15 protein-coding genes are annotated in these 17230 nt (G+C 53.0%); all 15 read left to right on the forward strand.

Annotated elements, in window-relative coordinates; all coding sequences use genetic code 11:
* Window positions 1–238: 238 nt before the first annotated feature.
* Window positions 239–898, forward strand: coding sequence for a uracil phosphoribosyltransferase (upp, locus tag M1136_03965; protein ID MCL5074796.1), 660 nt, complete (start codon window positions 239–241; stop codon window positions 896–898).
* 160 nt (window positions 899–1058) lie between these two features.
* Window positions 1059–2414 (forward strand): glycerate kinase, encoded by a 1356-nt coding sequence (locus M1136_03970; GenBank protein ID MCL5074797.1) that lies wholly within the window; start codon window positions 1059–1061, stop codon window positions 2412–2414.
* A gap of 10 nt (window positions 2415–2424) precedes the next feature.
* Complete coding sequence (locus M1136_03975) at window positions 2425–3672, forward strand: glycosyltransferase (protein MCL5074798.1); 1248 nt, start codon at window positions 2425–2427, stop codon at window positions 3670–3672.
* Between the two features lie 37 nt (window positions 3673–3709).
* Entirely contained in the window at window positions 3710–5809 is a 2100-nt protein-coding gene (locus M1136_03980) for an acetate--CoA ligase family protein (GenBank protein ID MCL5074799.1), read from the forward strand.
* A gap of 55 nt (window positions 5810–5864) precedes the next feature.
* Window positions 5865–6926, forward strand: coding sequence for a phosphotransacetylase family protein (locus M1136_03985; GenBank protein ID MCL5074800.1), 1062 nt, complete (start codon window positions 5865–5867; stop codon window positions 6924–6926).
* Between the two features lie 14 nt (window positions 6927–6940).
* On the forward strand, window positions 6941–8254 hold the full coding sequence (gene eno, locus M1136_03990; protein ID MCL5074801.1) for a phosphopyruvate hydratase: 1314 nt from the start codon (window positions 6941–6943) through the stop codon (window positions 8252–8254).
* Between the two features lie 164 nt (window positions 8255–8418).
* Window positions 8419–9429, forward strand: a complete 1011-nt coding sequence (gap, locus tag M1136_03995; GenBank protein MCL5074802.1) for a type I glyceraldehyde-3-phosphate dehydrogenase — start codon at window positions 8419–8421, stop codon at window positions 9427–9429.
* Window positions 9430–9486: 57 nt separating this feature from the next.
* Entirely contained in the window at window positions 9487–10659 is a 1173-nt protein-coding gene (locus tag M1136_04000; GenBank protein ID MCL5074803.1) for a phosphoglycerate kinase, read from the forward strand.
* A gap of 37 nt (window positions 10660–10696) precedes the next feature.
* Complete coding sequence (tpiA, locus tag M1136_04005) at window positions 10697–11470, forward strand: triose-phosphate isomerase (GenBank protein ID MCL5074804.1); 774 nt, start codon at window positions 10697–10699, stop codon at window positions 11468–11470.
* Between the two features lie 193 nt (window positions 11471–11663).
* Window positions 11664–13283, forward strand: coding sequence for a phosphoenolpyruvate carboxykinase (locus M1136_04010; protein ID MCL5074805.1), 1620 nt, complete (start codon window positions 11664–11666; stop codon window positions 13281–13283).
* Between the two features lie 211 nt (window positions 13284–13494).
* A complete protein-coding gene (locus M1136_04015) occupies window positions 13495–14838 on the forward strand; it encodes an NADP-dependent malic enzyme (protein ID MCL5074806.1) in 1344 nt (447 codons plus the stop codon).
* A 54-nt stretch (window positions 14839–14892) separates the two neighbouring features.
* The gene (locus tag M1136_04020) at window positions 14893–15738 is read left to right on the forward strand and encodes a fumarate hydratase (GenBank protein ID MCL5074807.1); all 846 of its coding nucleotides are present in this window, start codon (window positions 14893–14895) and stop codon (window positions 15736–15738) included.
* A gap of 36 nt (window positions 15739–15774) precedes the next feature.
* Window positions 15775–16347, forward strand: coding sequence for a Fe-S-containing hydro-lyase (locus M1136_04025; GenBank protein ID MCL5074808.1), 573 nt, complete (start codon window positions 15775–15777; stop codon window positions 16345–16347).
* A 6-nt stretch (window positions 16348–16353) separates the two neighbouring features.
* Window positions 16354–16770 (forward strand): succinate dehydrogenase, cytochrome b556 subunit, encoded by a 417-nt coding sequence (gene sdhC, locus M1136_04030; GenBank protein ID MCL5074809.1) that lies wholly within the window; start codon window positions 16354–16356, stop codon window positions 16768–16770.
* A 28-nt stretch (window positions 16771–16798) separates the two neighbouring features.
* Window positions 16799–17215, forward strand: coding sequence for a succinate dehydrogenase, cytochrome b556 subunit (locus M1136_04035; GenBank protein MCL5074810.1), 417 nt, complete (start codon window positions 16799–16801; stop codon window positions 17213–17215).
* Window positions 17216–17230 lie beyond the last annotated feature (15 nt).

A 17230-nucleotide genomic window follows, 5' to 3' on the forward strand; every position in this document is an offset into this window, starting at 1 on the left:
AATCTTAGCCAGAACCACCGCTCGCTTGTTCTCCTTCTTGCTCAACGTCACCATCTCCGTATTCATACTTTAATGGTGACATATTCACTGAACAGTTAACAGGTGACAGAATCATAGACCATTCACATAATCCCCGAGCGACCCTTGACTCCACCATCTAATTCTAATAAAGTGAATGGTAAAATTGAGCATCAACAGCGCTGGCTTAATGTTTCGTTCGGAAGATGGGGGTGTAAGAATGATACACAGTTTTGAATCTAGCCCAGTTATCTCTTATCACTTGATGTATTTAAGGGACAAGAATACGGAACCGAGCCAATTCAGGGAGCATCTGATACAGCTAGGCACATTTCTGGGCTATGAAATCGCCAGGGCATTGCCAAAGAGGCAGAAGAAAGTGCTCACCCCGATGAACTATGAGGCCACCGCTGAAGTATTACACAACAGTAGTACTGTATTAATAGCTATTCTGAGGGCTGCCCTGCCATTGACGGAGGGTTTGCTGCGCATTTTGCATTGCGATGTCGGATTTGTGGGGCTTTCCAGGGACGAAGAGACCCTCAAGCCTAGATTCAGATATGCCGGTGATATAGATGTGGAAGATAAGAACGTTGTCTATGCAGATACTATGATCGCCACCGGCGGCTCAATAATAGAGCTGGATAGAATCGTCTGCGAGAAAGGCAAGCCGAAAAGAAAGGTCCTCGCTGGGGCTATATCTACAGATTATAGCTTAGATAGAATCAAGAAAGCTATACCGGAAATAGAGATATATGTTGCAGGCATCGACAACAAAGTTTATGAAGAGGGCTTCATCGCCCCTGGTTTGAATGGCAAAGGCTATATTGTGCCTGGTTTAGGAGACGCGGGCGATCGGTCCTTTGGCAAGACAGTTTGACACGAGGCCAGCAGTTATGTTAGACTCTGTAAAGAGTAAGTAGCTGTTCTTCTGGCTGGGGCGGTCGATACCTTTGCAGATGTTGTAAAGAGCGGGGACCGCCCCTTGTTGTATCTGGAGGGCATTTTTTAGTCCCAGTGTGAGGAACCATAAGGACGCCATGATAATAACTCCCCCTCCTCGTGGGTACGATAGACAGTTCAGGCAAGAGATAGCTCACCATCTATTGCAGGCTGCCCTGCGGGCTGTCGATCCGAAGGAGACCATTCGGCGTTATGTCCGTCTCCGCGGACACGATCTGAAAATCGGCGAACGGGCCTATGATCTCCACCAATATCGAAGAATTATGGTGGTCGGAGCGGGAAAGGCGACGGCACCGATGGCCCAGGCCCTGGAAGAGATGCTTGGTGATTGGCTGAGTGGCGGGATCATTAACGTTAAGTATGGATACATCGCTCCCACCTCTAAGATCGAGCTCAACGAGGCCGGTCACCCCATCCCTGATGAGAAGGGGGTGGCTGGAACGAAGTGCATCGCGGATCTGGTACGCTCGGCTGGGAGGGACGATCTGGTCATCTGCTTACTCTCCGGCGGGGGTTCGGCCCTGTTAACCCTCCCTTCAGAGGGGATATCCCTGGCGGATAAACAGCGGCTTACCGAGCTCTTGCTGCGTTCAGGAGCGACGATCAACGAGATCAACACAGTGCGCAAACACCTCTCGCAACTTAAAGGGGGAGGACTGGCCAGTCTAGCCTATCCTGCCCAGGTTATATCCCTGATTCTCTCCGATGTGATTGGCAACTCGCTGGATGTGATAGCCTCCGGACCAACAGTGGCCGACCCGACCACTTTCCAAGAGGCTTATGCCGTTCTTGAAGCCTATAAGCTGGTGGACGAAGTCTCTCGCCCCGTAGTTGCCCACCTTCTGGCAGGCTGCCGGGGATTAACGCCGGATACCCCAAAGCCGGGCGACGCTATCTTCACCAGGGTTTATAATTTGGTGATCGGTGGCAATGATAGTGCTGCCCGAGCGGCGATGAAGGAGGCCATCGATGGAGGATTTAATACCCTCCTATTATCAACCTATGTTGAGGGCGAAGCGCGGGAAGTGGCTAACGTCTTTGCAGCAATAGCCAAAGAGATCCATTTCTCAGGCGGTCCTCTTGCCAGACCGGCGTGCGTGATAGCTGGGGGAGAGACGACCGTCACCGTCAAAGGAGATGGGCTTGGCGGTCGTAATCAAGAATTGGCCTTAGCCGCGGCCATCAAGATTGACGGACTGGAGGACGTTACGATCATCAGTGTGGCTACCGATGGCACAGACGGCCCCACGGACGCCAGTGGGGCGATAGCCGATGGAACCACTTTGCGGCGAGCCAGGGGACTCGGGCTGAAGGCAGTCGATTATCTGGTCAATAACGATAGCTACCATTTCTTTCAGCGATTGGGTGATCTCATCATCACCGGGCCAACCAATACAAACGTAAACGATTTGATCTTCGTTTTTGTCGTCTAGGGAGGATCAGGTGAAGCCACTGACAGCGATGCTACCGGAGGACGCCTCTCTCTGGTTGCAGGGGAGGGGGAAGGCTGAATTGGTGATCGGTATCCCCAGCTTCAATAACGCCAGCACTATTGGCTATGTGGTGCGCATGGCTGCTGAGGGAGCAGTCAAATATTTCCCTGACCTTAAACCGGTGATCATCAACGCCGATGGTGGCTCGACTGATGGTACACGCCAAGCAGTCCTAACGGCCGATATACCGTCGGGAGTGGATCGACTGATCTTGATTTACAGCGGCCCTTCTGGTAAGGGGAGCGCTTTGCGGGCCATTTTCGGCGCGGCAACGCTTCTGAAGGCGAAGGCCTGTGTCGTTTTGGATTCCGATCTACGTAGCGTCGCTCCAGCGTGGATTGAGCGACTGGCAGCGCCCATCGTTAGAGAGAACTATGGCTACGTTACGCCGCTCTACAAGCGCCACAAATATGATGGAACCATTACCAACAATATCGCCTATCCCTTGACGCGAGCCTTGTATGGCTGGCGGGTCCGCCAACCAATCGGAGGGGACTTTGGTTTCTGTGGCGAGTTGGCGCGGCGTTGCCTTGAGCAAGAGGTATGGGAAAGCGACGTCGCCCGGTATGGTATAGACATATGGATGACGACGACAGCTGTCAGCCAAGGTTTCGCCTTGTGTCAAGCCGATCTAGGGGTGAAGATCCACGATGTGAAAGATCCAGCTGTCAGTCTGGGCCCTATGTTCAGGCAGGTAGTGGGCACACTTTTCGCACTAATGACCACCTATGAAGACAAGTGGAAGGGAGTCACGGCCAGTCGACCGCTACCTGTTTATGGAGAATCACTGCGGGTCGAACCAGAACCGGTTGTGGCGAGCTTGGACGCGATGGTAGATAAGTTCTACAGTGGTGTAAAGCAGGTTGGCCATATTTGGAAATCGGTTATGTCTGAGGGGACATTCAAGGCAGTGATGGATGCGCTGGCTCTGGATCGGGAGTGGTTCTCCTTTCCGGCAGAGACGTGGGCCCATGTCGTTTATGATTTCGCCGTGGCCTATAACGGGCGGCAGGCGGTGAAGGGCATCGATGCTGCTGACCTGATAGCGGCTCTGACACCGTTATATTATGCCCGCACAGCCGGCCTGATCTCGGAGACGCTGGAAATGGATAGTGATCAGTTCGAAGAGGTGATCGAATCCCAGGCGGTCATTTTTGAACAACTAAAGCCCTATCTTCTGATGAGATGGGATGGGTGACTCTTAAGCAAGAACTGGCCTATAAAGAGGTAATGAGGTGCTGGAAGCGTTTTTCGCTCCGAAAGCGGTGGCCGTTATCGGGGCTTCAAGGGATGAAACTAAGCTGGGTCATTCTGTTCTGAAGAACATTGTTCAATATGGTTATAAGGGGAAGGTTTATCCCATCAATCCTAAAGCTGAAGATATTCTGGGATTAAAATGTTATAAGAGTGTGAGGGACGTACCCAACGCAGTGGATCTGGCGGTCGTTGTTGTACCTCGCCCGGTGGTGGCCCCAGTGATCAGCGATTGTGTGGCGCACAAGGTTAAGGCGGCGATCGTTATCGCTGCTGGTTTCCGCGAGGCAGGGCCAAGGGGGGCTAAGGCGGAGAGCGAGATTGTTCGTATCGCTAAGCAGGGTGGAATGCGCCTGCTTGGTCCAAATACCCTGGGGCTAATTGATACGCAGAGCTTCCTCAACGCCAGTTTTGCAGCCAGCATGCCGTCTCCGGGCAGGATCGCTTTAATGTCTCAGTCGGGGGCTTTGTGCACCTCTATTCTAGATTGGGCTAATCGGGAGAAGGTCGGCTTCAGCAAGTTCGTGAGCTTGGGTAATAAGGCTGATATCACGGAATTAGATCTTTTGGAGGCTCTGGGGGAGGACGCAGCCTCCAGCGTAATTGTTGGCTACTTGGAAGGAATCGCTGATGGGCAGCGCTTCATGCAACTGGCCGTGGAGGTCACTAAGCGTAAGCCGTTGATTCTGGTGAAGTCCGGTAGCACGGCGGCTGGTTCTAGGGCCGTCTCATCGCATACAGGAACCCTAGCCGGTTCTGATACAGCCTATGAGACAGCCTTTAAGCAATCTGGGGTAATCAGAGCCACATCTATGGAGGGCCTCTTCGATTTATCTCTAGCCTTTGCCTATCAGCCCCTGCCCAAGGGGAAAAGAGTGGCTATCGTTACCAATGCTGGTGGACCTGGCATTATGGCCACCGATGCTTTAGAACGTAGTGGGCTAGAGTTGGCTACTTTCCAACCGGAGACGGTAAGAACGCTACGGAAACATCTGCCGTCCGCGGCGGCAGTGTATAATCCGGTAGATGTAATCGGCGATGCCCGCGCCGATAGGTATCGGGTTGCCTTAAGAACGGTGTTGCAGGATCCGGGGGTTGAGTCCGTCGTAGTTATTTTGACCCCTCAAGTGATGACCGAAATTGAGGAGACAGCGAGGGCTATCGTGGAGGAAGCAACGGAAACGGATAAAGCGATCATCGCTAGTTTTATGGGGGGCGATCTCATTGAGCCCGGCGTACGGATTCTCACGGAGGGACACGTGCCAAATTATCTTTTCCCGGAGCGGGCCGTGGCTGCACTGGTGGCAATGAATCGGCAATGGGAATGGCAGTCTAAACCTCTTGGACAACCGGAGCATTTCGAGGCGAGGAAAGAGAGGGTCAAGGAGGTTCTGCAACGTGTAAGGGGGGGACAGCGGGATGCTCTAGGTGATGTGGAGGCCCGTGAAGTATTAGAGGCCTATGGCCTCCATACACCGCGCTCCCGCTTGGCCAAATCAAGTGAGGAGGCCGTCCATCTGGCTGAAGAGATTGGCCTGCCGGTGGTGATGAAGATCGTTTCCCCCAATATTCTGCACAAATCAGATATTGGTGGTGTGCGCGTTGGGTTGCGGACGCTGGATGAAGTAGCCACGGCTTATGTTACTATTGTGGGAAACGCGCGACGTTATATGCCTCAAGCAGAGATTTGGGGGGTGGCGGTACAGGAGCTGGTCAAACCGGGCCGGGAGGTTATCGTTGGGGTGACCTTTGATCCTCAGTTCGGTCATCTCTTGATGTTTGGGATGGGGGGAATATACGTGGAGGTGCTCAAAGACGTGACCTTTCGGGTGGCCCCCTTGACACGTGACGTGGCGCTAGATATGATTCGTGAAATTCGAGCTTACCTCTTATTACGTGGCGTTCGTGGCGAGCCTCCAGCCGATGTGGAGGCCATCGTCGATGCCCTTTTGCGAATCTCACAGCTGGTGGGCGACTTCCCGGACATTTTAGAGTTGGATGTCAATCCGCTCATCGTCCATGAGGCGGGACGGGGTGCCACGGCCGTAGATTGCCGCATAATTCTGCGCCCAGTAAGATAGTATCGTAGTGTTATTTGATGGTGTATAGCAACAAGAAGCGAGGTGGTAAGCAATTATGGCCACTTTATACTTGACTTCTTTAGAGCCTTATTCAGGGAAAAGCGCTCTTTGTGTCGGTCTGGCCCTGGAACTGAAATCTCAGGGGCTTTCTATAGCGTATATGAAGCCCCTGGGGGCATCGCCAACCGAGGTACGTGGCTGCTTAACTGATGAAGACGCCGTTTTCATTCAGCGGACCCTGGAGCTGGATGAGCCTCTGGAGGTGATTTGTCCCTTGCTCTTAACACCTGAGCTTATGGCTCAGCCCCTGCGCGAGCCAGTGAGGGACAAAGAGAGGCAGCTCTTGGATATTCACGACCGGTTAGCTGCTAGTCATAACGTGGTCATTATGGAGGGACCGAGAAGTCTGGCTACTGGCTGGGCCATCGGTATCCCACCTGCTTATTTAGCCAAAGTCACCAGGGCGAAGATGATCATCGTGATCAGGTACGAGCCTGACTTGTCCATCGACGATCTGCTGATGGCCAAGGAGGCGGTAGGTGATCATTTGAGTGGGGTTATCGTGAACAGTGTTCCTACTGAAATGATGTCATATGTAAAACAGAGTCTTGCGCCGTTCCTTGCTCGTCACCAGATGAGGCTCTTTGGAGCATTGCCGCTCGATAAGTTGTTGATGGCCATCACCGTACGTGAGTTGGCTAATCTCTTGAACGCAGAGATTCTCTGTAGCGCGGACAAGCAGGAAGAGTTGGTGGAAAATTTCAGCATTGGGGCGATGAATGTTGATAGCGCTTTAAAGTATTTCCTGCGTACACCGGACAAGGCGGTCATCACAGGGGGTGATCGCGCTGACATCCAACTGGCCGCATTGCAGACCTCGACTAAGTGTCTCATTCTCACGGGGAACCTGTACCCTGATGCGATCATCCTCGGGCGCGCGGCGGAGTTAGGTGTTCCTATGCTTCTCGTACGGACGGATACAATGCGCACGGTGGAGATAGTGGAGCGAGCTCTTGGACATATCAGACTGTCAAGTCCACGGCAGATTGACCGGCTGACCAGCATGATCAGAAGTGAGATCGATCTGGCCGGCTTGCGGCAGATTTTAGAGAAATAGATGGAGCAAGGGTTATGGAAAAAGAGGTTATTACCTTAGAAGAGGTAGCCATTGAGGAAGTTGTCGCCCGTGAAATTCTGGATTCACGGGGGAATCCAACCATTGAGGTTGAAGTACAATTGGTCGATGGAACGATTGGTCGGGCTGCTGTGCCTTCAGGAGCGTCCACCGGCCTCCATGAGGCCATCGAATTGCGTGATGGTGACCCCTCACGTTTTTATGGTAAGGGCGTATCGAAAGCGATAGCGAATGTCAAGGATAAGATTGGACCGCGGGTCGCTGGCCTCTCTGCGCTAGAGCAGGCTCGCCTGGATATAGCCATGACCCAGCTTGATGGTACTCCCAATAAAGCCAATCTTGGGGCTAACAGTATTCTGGGTGTCTCGTTGGCTGTGGCTCACGCCGCGGCTGCTTTTGTAGGACTTCCCCTCTATCGTTATCTGGGAGGGGTCTCAGCGCGCACATTGCCTGTGCCCTTACTGAATATCTTAAACGGTGGCAAACATGCCGAGGATGCGGCTGACCTACAGGAATTTATGATCGTGCCCGCCGGCGTGGCCTCCTTCTGCGAGGCGCTACGCGCCGGAGCCGAGGTGTTTCAGGCCCTCAAGGGGGTCCTGAAGCAGAGGGGGCTGGCCACTGCTGTTGGGGATGAGGGAGGATTCGCGCCCAAAGTAGGATCGAACGAGCAGGCGCTTGAACTCATTCTGGCGGCCATTGAAGCGGCTGGCTATAAGCCCGGCCGGGAGGTGTACATCGCCCTCGACCCAGCTGCCTCTGAGCTGTACAAGGATGGTAAATATCTTTTGGCCAGAGAGGGGAAGAGCCTCTCTGCGGCGGAGATGGTCGAACTCTACGCCAGCTGGGTCTCTAAATATCCCATCATCTCCATCGAAGATGGCCTGGCCGAGGACGATTGGGATGGATGGAAGCTCTTAACACAGAGATTAGGTTCAAGTATTCAACTGGTGGGCGATGACCTCTTCGTGACTAATGTAAAACGCCTGGCGCGAGGTATCGAGGAAGGTGTGGCTAATTCTATTTTGATCAAGGTTAATCAGATCGGCACGTTGACGGAGACGCTAGAAACTATGGAGATGGCTAAACGAGCTGGTTATACGACGGTCATCTCCCATCGCTCTGGGGAAACAGAGGACGTCAGTATCGCCCACATCGCTGTGGCTACGAACGCTGGCCAGATCAAGTCAGGCGCGCCATCGCGTGGTGAGCGGGTGGCTAAATATAACGAGCTGTTGCGTATCGAGGAGGATCTTGGTACAGCGGCCCTATTTGCGGGTTTGGAAGCATTTCCCTGCTTCTCTGGGTAGGATTAACTGTAAGCTGTTGACAGGGGATTCAGAGGCTTGAAGCCTCCCGCGTGGGGCCTGGGAGCGTCCCCAGTCCCCTTTTTTCAAACCTGCTCTTGATCGCAGTTAGATCTATATTAATCACTATTCAATGACTAATACTATTCAAAAGGAGGAAGCGATTTATGGCTAGGATAGGTATAAATGGTTTTGGGAGAATTGGACGGCAGGTTTTAAAGGCTATTGGGGAACGACATTCGAACGAGATAGAGGTGGTGGCCGTAAATGACCTGGCCGATACAAAGACGAACGCCCATCTGTTCAAGTATGACTCCAATTATGGTGTTTTCCCTGGTAGGGTCGAGGCTACTGATGACGCGATCAAGATCGATGATAAGGTGATACGTGTTCTAGCGGAAAAGGACCCAGGGGCCATCAACTGGAGATCGTTAGGTGTGGATATCGTCGTCGAATCAACGGGTGTGTTCACCGATGCGACCAAGGCGGCGTCTCATCTGAAAGGCGGGGTGAAGAAAGTGATCATCACTGCGCCGGCGAAGAATGAGGATCTAACTATTGTGATGGGGGTAAACGAACACAAATATGATCCAAGATCGCATAACATCATTTCTAATGCTTCCTGTACGACTAACTGTCTGGCGCCGGTTGCTAAGGTTATCTACGATAATTTCGGTATTCGGCGTGGTTTGATGACAACGGTCCACTCGTACACGAATGATCAACGGGTTCTTGATGTGGTGCACAAGGATCTGCGTCGTGCTCGAGCGGCTGCTCTAAATATTATCCCAACCACCACGGGCGCGGCGAGAGCAGTAGCCCTGGTCATCCCAGAATTGAAGGGTAAATTTGAGGGTATCTCCTTGCGTGTGCCCACCCCAACCGTTTCCATCGTCGACTTTGTCGCTGAGACAGAACAAAGTGCTACTGTGGAGCAAGTGAATGAGGCCTTGAAGAAAGCGGCGCAGGGCCGCCTGAAAGGCATTTTAGACTACTGTGAGGAGCCGCTTGTCTCAGTAGATTTCAAGGGGAATCCAGCCTCTTCTATTGTGGATGCCCTGTCAACTATGGTTCTGGGAGGCGATATGGTTAAGGTGCTTGCCTGGTATGATAACGAGTGGGGCTTCAGCTGCCGTGTCGCCGACCTCATCGCCTACATAGTTAAAAAGGGTCTCTAGAAACGAACCACCCGCGAGGGCCCACGGGGAATCGGAACAAGTCTGGGAGAAATAGTCATGAAGAAGACAGTGGCTGATGTTGATGTCAGCCATAAGAGGGTTTTGATACGCGTCGATTTCAACGTTCCCCTTGATGAGGCGGGGCGCATTACCGATGATACACGGATAAGAGCCGCGCTCCCGACCATCAAGTATTTGCTTGAGCGTGGGGCGAAAGTTATCCTGATGTCCCATTTAGGCCGACCAAAGGGCAAAGTCGATGAGAAACTACGTCTTACGCCCATTGCGGCGCGCCTTTCGGAACTGCTGGGAAGGCCGGTCGAAACGGTCAGGGATTGTGTCGGAAAGGAGGTAGCCGATAAGGTCCGCCAGATGAAGCCTGGAGATGTCCTCCTTCTGGAGAACCTTCGTTTTCATCCGGAGGAGGAGAAGAACGACGAAGATTTTGCCCGTCAGTTGGCCAGTTTGGGAGACATTTTCGTCAACGATGCCTTTGGGACAGCTCATCGGGCTCACGCCTCTACGGTGGGCGTGACTAAGTTCCTGCCCGCTGTGGCTGGCTTTCTCCTAGAGAAAGAGATCAAGATAATGGGTGACGCTCTTGAGAATCCGCGACGGCCTTTCGTCGCTATCATTGGCGGAGCGAAGGTATCGACAAAGATCGCTGTCCTGGAGAATCTTTTAGGCAAGGTTGACCACCTGCTCATCGGTGGAGGAATGGCCTGTACTTTTCTTAAAGCGCAAGGGCGTGAGATTGGTAAATCCCTGGTAGAGGATGATAAGATTGAAGTGGCCAGGCAGCTCCTGGCGCACGGTGGGACGAAGATCATCCTCCCGGTTGATGTGGTGATAGCTGATAGTCTGAATGCGGAGGCCCAGACGAAGATCATCGCTGTGGATAACGTACCTTCAGATTGGTTGATCGTTGACATCGGTCCTCGGACGATCGATTGGTTCCAGAAGGAATTAACGGCGGCGAGCACGATTATCTGGAACGGGCCGATGGGTATCTTTGAGATAGAGAAGTTTGCGGCAGGCACGAAGGCTATCGCCGAGGTGCTGGCGGGTGCCCAGGCGACAACGATCATCGGTGGTGGCGATTCGGTGGCTGCTGTAGAGCAGATGGGCTACGCTGATCGTATGACGCACATCTCTACAGGTGGTGGGGCATCGTTGGAGTTCCTGGAGGGAAAGGTGCTGCCGGGTGTAGCTGCTCTCAACGATAAGTAGTTACGCCAGATTTGCTGAATCCAATGAGGAGGGATAGGTGCGCAGGCCGATTATCGCTGGAAACTGGAAGATGAATACCAATGTGGCTGAGGCCATCGCTCTGGTCAGGCTGATAAAGGACGATCTGGATAAAATGGACGGCATCGACAAGGTTCTCTGTCCCCCCTTCGTCTCCCTTGCGCCGCTGGCTGAGCTCCTTTGTGGAGCTTCGGTTGCCCTGGGGGCCCAGAATCTCTTCTTCGAGGAGAAAGGGGCCTACACCGGGGAAATTTCGGCCCCGATGCTGGCTCCTCTTTGTCGGTATGTGATCATTGGGCATTCGGAGCGTCGCCAGTATTTTGGGGAGACGGATGAGATGGTTAATAAGAAGGTGATCACTGCCCTCAGGCACGGGCTGATACCCATCCTCTGCGTCGGCGAAAATCTTGAGCAAAACGAACGAGGGGAAACAAGGGTAGTCGTGGAGAGGCAGGCCGAGCGCTGCTTGATGGGTGTAACTGACTCAGATTTGGAGGGGATGGTCATCGCTTACGAACCTATCTGGGCTATTGGCACCGGTAGGCCGGCGACAGGGGAGGGCGCCAATGAGGTTATAGGCTTCATTCGTGCCCTGCTAGCCAAACGGTATGGACGACAGGTGGCAGACAGAGTGCGCCTGCAATACGGGGGCAGCGTTACGGCCGCAAATATTGCGGAGTTCGTCTCGCAGGCGGAAATTGACGGCGCTTTAGTCGGAGGTGCAAGCCTGAAGGCTAGGGAGTTCGTCTCTATCGTGGATGTCACGGCCAAAATCAAAGGGAAACGAGACTGAAACGGATAGAACTCTGGGAAGTGGGGAGGATCCTTTTTAGGGCAGTATTGGGGATGTCTCCAAAGTGAGTTATAATTAAGGAGGGGTAGCCATATCCTGCTTTGGAGAGGACCTCGTTTGAACTAGGGGCTAGCGCGGGCTCGTTTGTGTAAGGCGAAGTATCATGGCTATTAACGTGAGGTGAATCTTGATTATGGAAAGCGTTGTCAATGCGGTGAGAGAGCTGTATCACCAACCCAATGTCTCCCATCCTAACGATTGGGAGCTGCGGCAGATAGCTGAAACGTATGGAACATTTACCAGGTTCGGGAATGTCGTCTTCCACACTACGGTTAAAAATAGGAGCGCCGGCCTGACCGTCTATGTTGGAGGACCTGAAGTACAGCAGGCGAAGCTGTCGGCGCGTCAGAGAGAGATCCTAAAAAAGGTGCCTGAAACACTCGAACAGGTGCACGCCTATATGAAGAAAGCACCATTCGTTTGCATAGAGAGGACGATGGGCGATAATACTGAATTCGCCCCACATTGTACCCTTTTTGTTTCCACGCAGAGGAAAGACTCTATACGCCTCGCTCATATGTGGGGGAGTACACTTTTCCCTCCGAAGGAGGCTGTTGGTCCAAACCTTTATCTTGTATATATACCAGAATGGCAAGAGAAGGATAGGCAGATACTGGTCTTTCCGGAAGAAGGTGTTACCTACGTCCTGGGTAGTGATTATTTTGGTGAGTCTAAGAAGGGTTTCTTGCGCATGGCAATGTGGAGGGCCAAACAAAGGGGGATGCTGGGTGTCCATGCTGGGGCCAAGATACTCCGAGCCAGGGATAGAACCGGAAGGATCAGAAGATACGGTATGCTCATCTTCGGGCTCACGGCAACAGGGAAAACGACCCATTCTTGTCATAACCACGGCTTGACTGGGGAAGGGGAAGGCGTGGAGATTGTGCAGGATGATATTGTCCTTATGAAGCCGGATGGTTCGGCCTTAGGTACCGAAAGGGGCTTCTACATCAAGACTGAGGGGGTGAATCCTGAGTCTCAACCCTTAATTTACAGCGCGGTGACCAAACGCGATGCCATTCTAGAGAATGTGATGGTTGACTATCTTGGCAATGTTGATTTTCAGGACGAGTTACTGACAGGCAATGGGAGGGGGATAATCCAGCGAGATGATTTGGGGATTTATAGAAGTGAGAGCATCAATCTTCCTCCCCTTGAGGAGATTGATAGACTTATCATCGCTTCCATCACACGCCGAAATACCGTTGTCCCTATCGCTTCGAAACTGAGCCTTGAACAGGGTGTGGCCGCCTTTATGCTTGGAGAGTCTATAGAGAGTTCTGGGAGTGACCCCCGGAGGGCCGGCGAATCCGTGCGGGAAGTCGGTACCAACCCCTTCATAATAGGTAATGAGGCGGCTGAGGGGAATAGATTCTATGAGTTTATCAACAGGCATCCCGAGAAAGTGCAGTGTTACCTCCTGAATACTGGCGGTGTGGGGGAGATAATGGAGGAGGGCGAGGGTGGTGCCAAGGTTATTAGGCGGAAGGTAGTGCGGGTAGAGATACCGGAGATGGCGGCCATTATCAGAGGGATTGCCAGAGGCGACATAGAATGGGTAGAAGAGCCTCACTTCGGCACTCTGGTGCCAAAGAAGGTTGAAGGCGTCGATATGTCTCGATTCGACCCACCCAAATTTTACTCCCAGGAACAGATAGACGCCTATGTCAGCAAGTTACGGCGAGAACGGATAGAGTATCTCGAAAGCTTCCCCAGTTTAGATCCGGCCATAGTCGATGCGATCCGATACTGAGGCTGATGCTCGGTCACTGCGCTCTAGCGCCTGAATTCTAATCCTGGATCGTCGAGTGTTCAATAACGCTGCTGGGGGCCATAATACTGTGCTCCGGCTCGTTTGGATGTCTTACCAGAGGTTATGGTGAGATTAAGATGTTGAACCGTTTCTTAGGGCGCTCCTTTCCTGCTCTAGGAGCACTGGGAGAAATCGATGGGGGAGGTTCGCTATGGAAATGAGGGAAGACGAACTAGTGGCGAAAACACGTAAGCCTGGTGAAGATGCGATGCGTCTCCACCCCTACTATCGGGGCAAAATCGAGGTTGTGCCCAAGTGTGCGATAAGGAATCTCAATGATTTTGTCATATGGTACACGCCAGGTGTTGCCGAGCCGTGCAAAGCTATCAAGGCAAACAAGGAGGCTGTCTACGATTATACCAATAAGTGGAACACTGTAGCGATAGTGTCCGACGGTACACGCGTGCTTGGCTTGGGAGATATCGGGCCGGAGGCGGGCATGCCTGTTATGGAAGGGAAGGCTCTTCTCTTTAAGTACCTTGGCGGTGTCGATGCTGTGCCTATCTGTCTCGATACCAAGGACCCTTTAGAAATAATTGCGGCGGTCAAATGGCTTCAGCCGTCGTTTGGTGGCATAAGTCTCGAAGATATTGCTCAACCCAAATGCTTTCATATTTTAAACGTGCTGCGCCAACAAATGGATATCCCGGTCTGGCACGATGATCAGCAGGGCACTGCGACCATCCAGTTAGCTGGGCTCGTCAATGGCTTAAAAATTGTCCAGAAGTCGATTGGCGAGATCAAGGTGGCAATGATTGGGGCGGGCGCTGCTAGCATCGCCATCACCCACCTACTTTTCAAGGCGGGAGTGATGCCTGAGAACATGATTGTGGTTGATAGTCAGGGGATTTTGCATCCGGGCCGTGAGGATATCGTCGCAAGGAAAGAGGAATTCGTGGACAAATGGCGGCTTTGCCAGATCACCAATCCTGAGAGAAGGACTGGGGGTATAGCGGAGGCCATGAGAGGAGCAGACGTGTGCATTGCGTTGTCGAAGCCCGGGCCTGATACAATCAAAGCGGAGTGGGTTGCGGGTATGGCGTCGGATGCCATTGTTTTTGCTTGTGCTAACCCTGTGCCTGAGATTTGGCCGTGGGAGGCGAAGGAAGCTGGCGCACGCGTAGTGGCAACTGGTCGCTCTGACTTTCCTAATCAACTTAATAACTCACTTGTCTTCCCGGGCATTTTCCGCGGTGTTCTTGATGTTAGGGCAAGGACCATCACTGATGAGATGTGTATAGCTGTGGCAACTGAGGTGGCTAGATGTGCTGAGGAGCATGGTCTGAGCGAGGACCTCATTGTCCCAACGATGGACGATTGGGAGGTATTCCCACGGGAAGCTGCAGCTGTGGGGATGATGGCCCAACAACAAGGTGTTGTTCGAGCGAAGGCCACGCGAGATGAATTATACAGGCACGCCTCGGAGGTGATCAGGAGGGCACGGGAGCTAACCCAAACTATGATGAGGGAAGGTTACATCCCACCAATGATTTGATGTAATAGAGGAGGGCGTGGTGTGGCCTTGGGCAGTGATTGAGGAGGAAGCTCAGTGCGGTCGATTGATTGTGCTCAGATAACGGAGACGGTGGCCCAGCTGGCCATAGAAGCGAATTATGTCCTGGGTGCGGATGTCAAGGCTGCGCTTCGGCAGGCCTTAGAGAGGGGATCTTCTCCCCAAGGTAAGCAGGTATTAGAGCAGCTACTGGAGAATGCTGAAATCGCCGAGCAGGAGCGTGTCCCGATGTGTCAGGACACCGGTTATGCAGTGGTCTTCCTGGAATTGGGACAGGAGGCACATATCATTGGGGGTTATCTGTACGACGCTGTACAGGAGGGTATCAGGCGGGGTTATCGGGAGGGTTATCTGCGCAAGTCTATTGTCGCTTATCCCTTCACGAGGAGGGCGAATACCAAAGACAACACGCCAGCTGTGATTCACACGGAGATCGTTCCTGGCGATAGCCTGAAAATAACCGTGGTGCCTAAAGGGGCTGGCAGTGAGAATATGTCTCGCTTGTTTATGCTGATACCGGCCGAGGGGGTCGAAGGTATCAAACGAGTGGTGGTCAGGGCAGTTGATGAGGCTGGTCCTAATCCATGTCCACCTGTAATCGTTGGGGTGGGCATTGGTGGTACGGCTGAGATGGTCATGTTGCTGGCCAAAAAGGCCCTCCTGCGCCCGCTGGGCGAACCTAACCCTGATCCTGAGATGGCGGCCCTTGAGCATGACCTTGGGCAAGCAGTCAATGCCCTGGGCATAGGGCCAGCTGGATTCGGTGGACGAGTAACGGCCTTGGCGGTTCACGTGGAGTCGTTTCCGGCCCACATCGCCAGTCTCCCCGTGGGCGTCAACATTCAGTGCAATGCCGCTAGACATAAATCAATCGTGCTCTAATCTATCCTCAGTGTGTTTATCCCTAAGGAGACTTCGGTGAAGATTTCGGCCCCCTTTACAGAGGAAGCTGTTTGTAACCTAAAGGTTGGCGATGCGGTAGAAATTTCGGGCACCTTGTACGCCGCCCGTGATGCGGCTCACAAACGCCTGGTCAGCGCCCTAGAGAATGGTCATCCGCTTCCCTTCGATCCGCAAGGGGCGGTTATTTACTACGTTGGGCCAACCCCGGCGAAGCCAGGGCAGGTCATCGGCTCAGCCGGACCCACTACGAGCTATCGTATGGATCCCTATGCAATACCATTGCTGGCGGCTGGGGTTCGGGGGATGATCGGCAAGGGGGGGCGTTCTCCAGAGGTGAAAGCAGCTCTCCAGCGCTATAAGGCCATCTATCTGGCGGCGATCGGGGGGGCAGCGGCCCTCATCGCTAAAACCATTAAAGCCGCAGAGGTGATAGCCTATGAGGAGCTTGGCCCGGAGGCGCTCTTGCGCTTGAGCGTAAAAGACTTTCCGGCCGTCGTCGTCAACGATATCTATGGGGGTGATTTATACGAACGGGGAAAGCAGCAATGGGCCTCGCCATCGGAGCCATCCAGCGGGCTTAGGGGGTAGGGTCAGGTGCTTAAAATAGTAGGGTGGCGTGGACGGAGCAGCAATACACCCCTTTGGCCGACCAATTATCGGGTCGGCATGTGGGCATGGTTATTGCAGCGAATCACAGGCCTGGCCTTAGTCTTTTATCTCTTTTTACATATTTGGGTGATCTCGTTTTCGGCGGTAGGGAAGGATGGTCTCAGTTTCGACCTTGTCTTAACCGCGCTCCAGACGCCATTTTTTATCGTGCTTGATCTGGCTCTGCTGGCAGCGGTACTTTTTCACGCCCTTAATGGGATACGCATCTTGCTCTTTGATTTGGGGATAGGGGTGAGATCGCAAAAGGTTCTGTTTGGATTGTTCATGGCTATAGGGTTGTTGGCCTTCGGGGCTGGAGTGGCTGTTCTTCTGCCGTATGCCCTGGGCAAGCCTTTATCTTAATCGCTGCCCAGTTTAGGGAGTGATGAACATGGTTTCTATAGGGGTGAAAGAGGAAGTGAGCGAAGTAGGCCTTAGGCCAGAAGAGGCAGGAATTGGGGTATGGTCGTGGGTTCTGCAAAGAGTGACGGCTGTTTTACTTCTGGTCTTTCTTGGGGCGCACTTCTGGGTTTTACATTTTGCGGTCGTCGGTGAGCAGATCAACTTTGTGCGGGTGTCTGAGCGGCTGCGGACGCCTTTCTTCATCGTCCTCGACCTGGCCCTCTTGGCGACGGTTCTTTACCACGCTCTCAATGGCTTGCGCATAGTTATAGTTGACTTTGGGATCAGCCCTATGGCCCAAAGGCTGCTCCTTGGGGCGCTTTGGCTAATAGGCATCCTCACCTTCATCTTTGGAGCTAACACCCTTTTGCCGTTTATTACTAGCACGCCCCTGTTCTATCGCTAGGAGAAGGATGAACGA

Source organism: Chloroflexota bacterium (genome assembly GCA_023475225.1).
Classification (GTDB): domain Bacteria; phylum Chloroflexota; class UBA6077; order FW602-bin22; family JAMCVK01; genus JAMCVK01.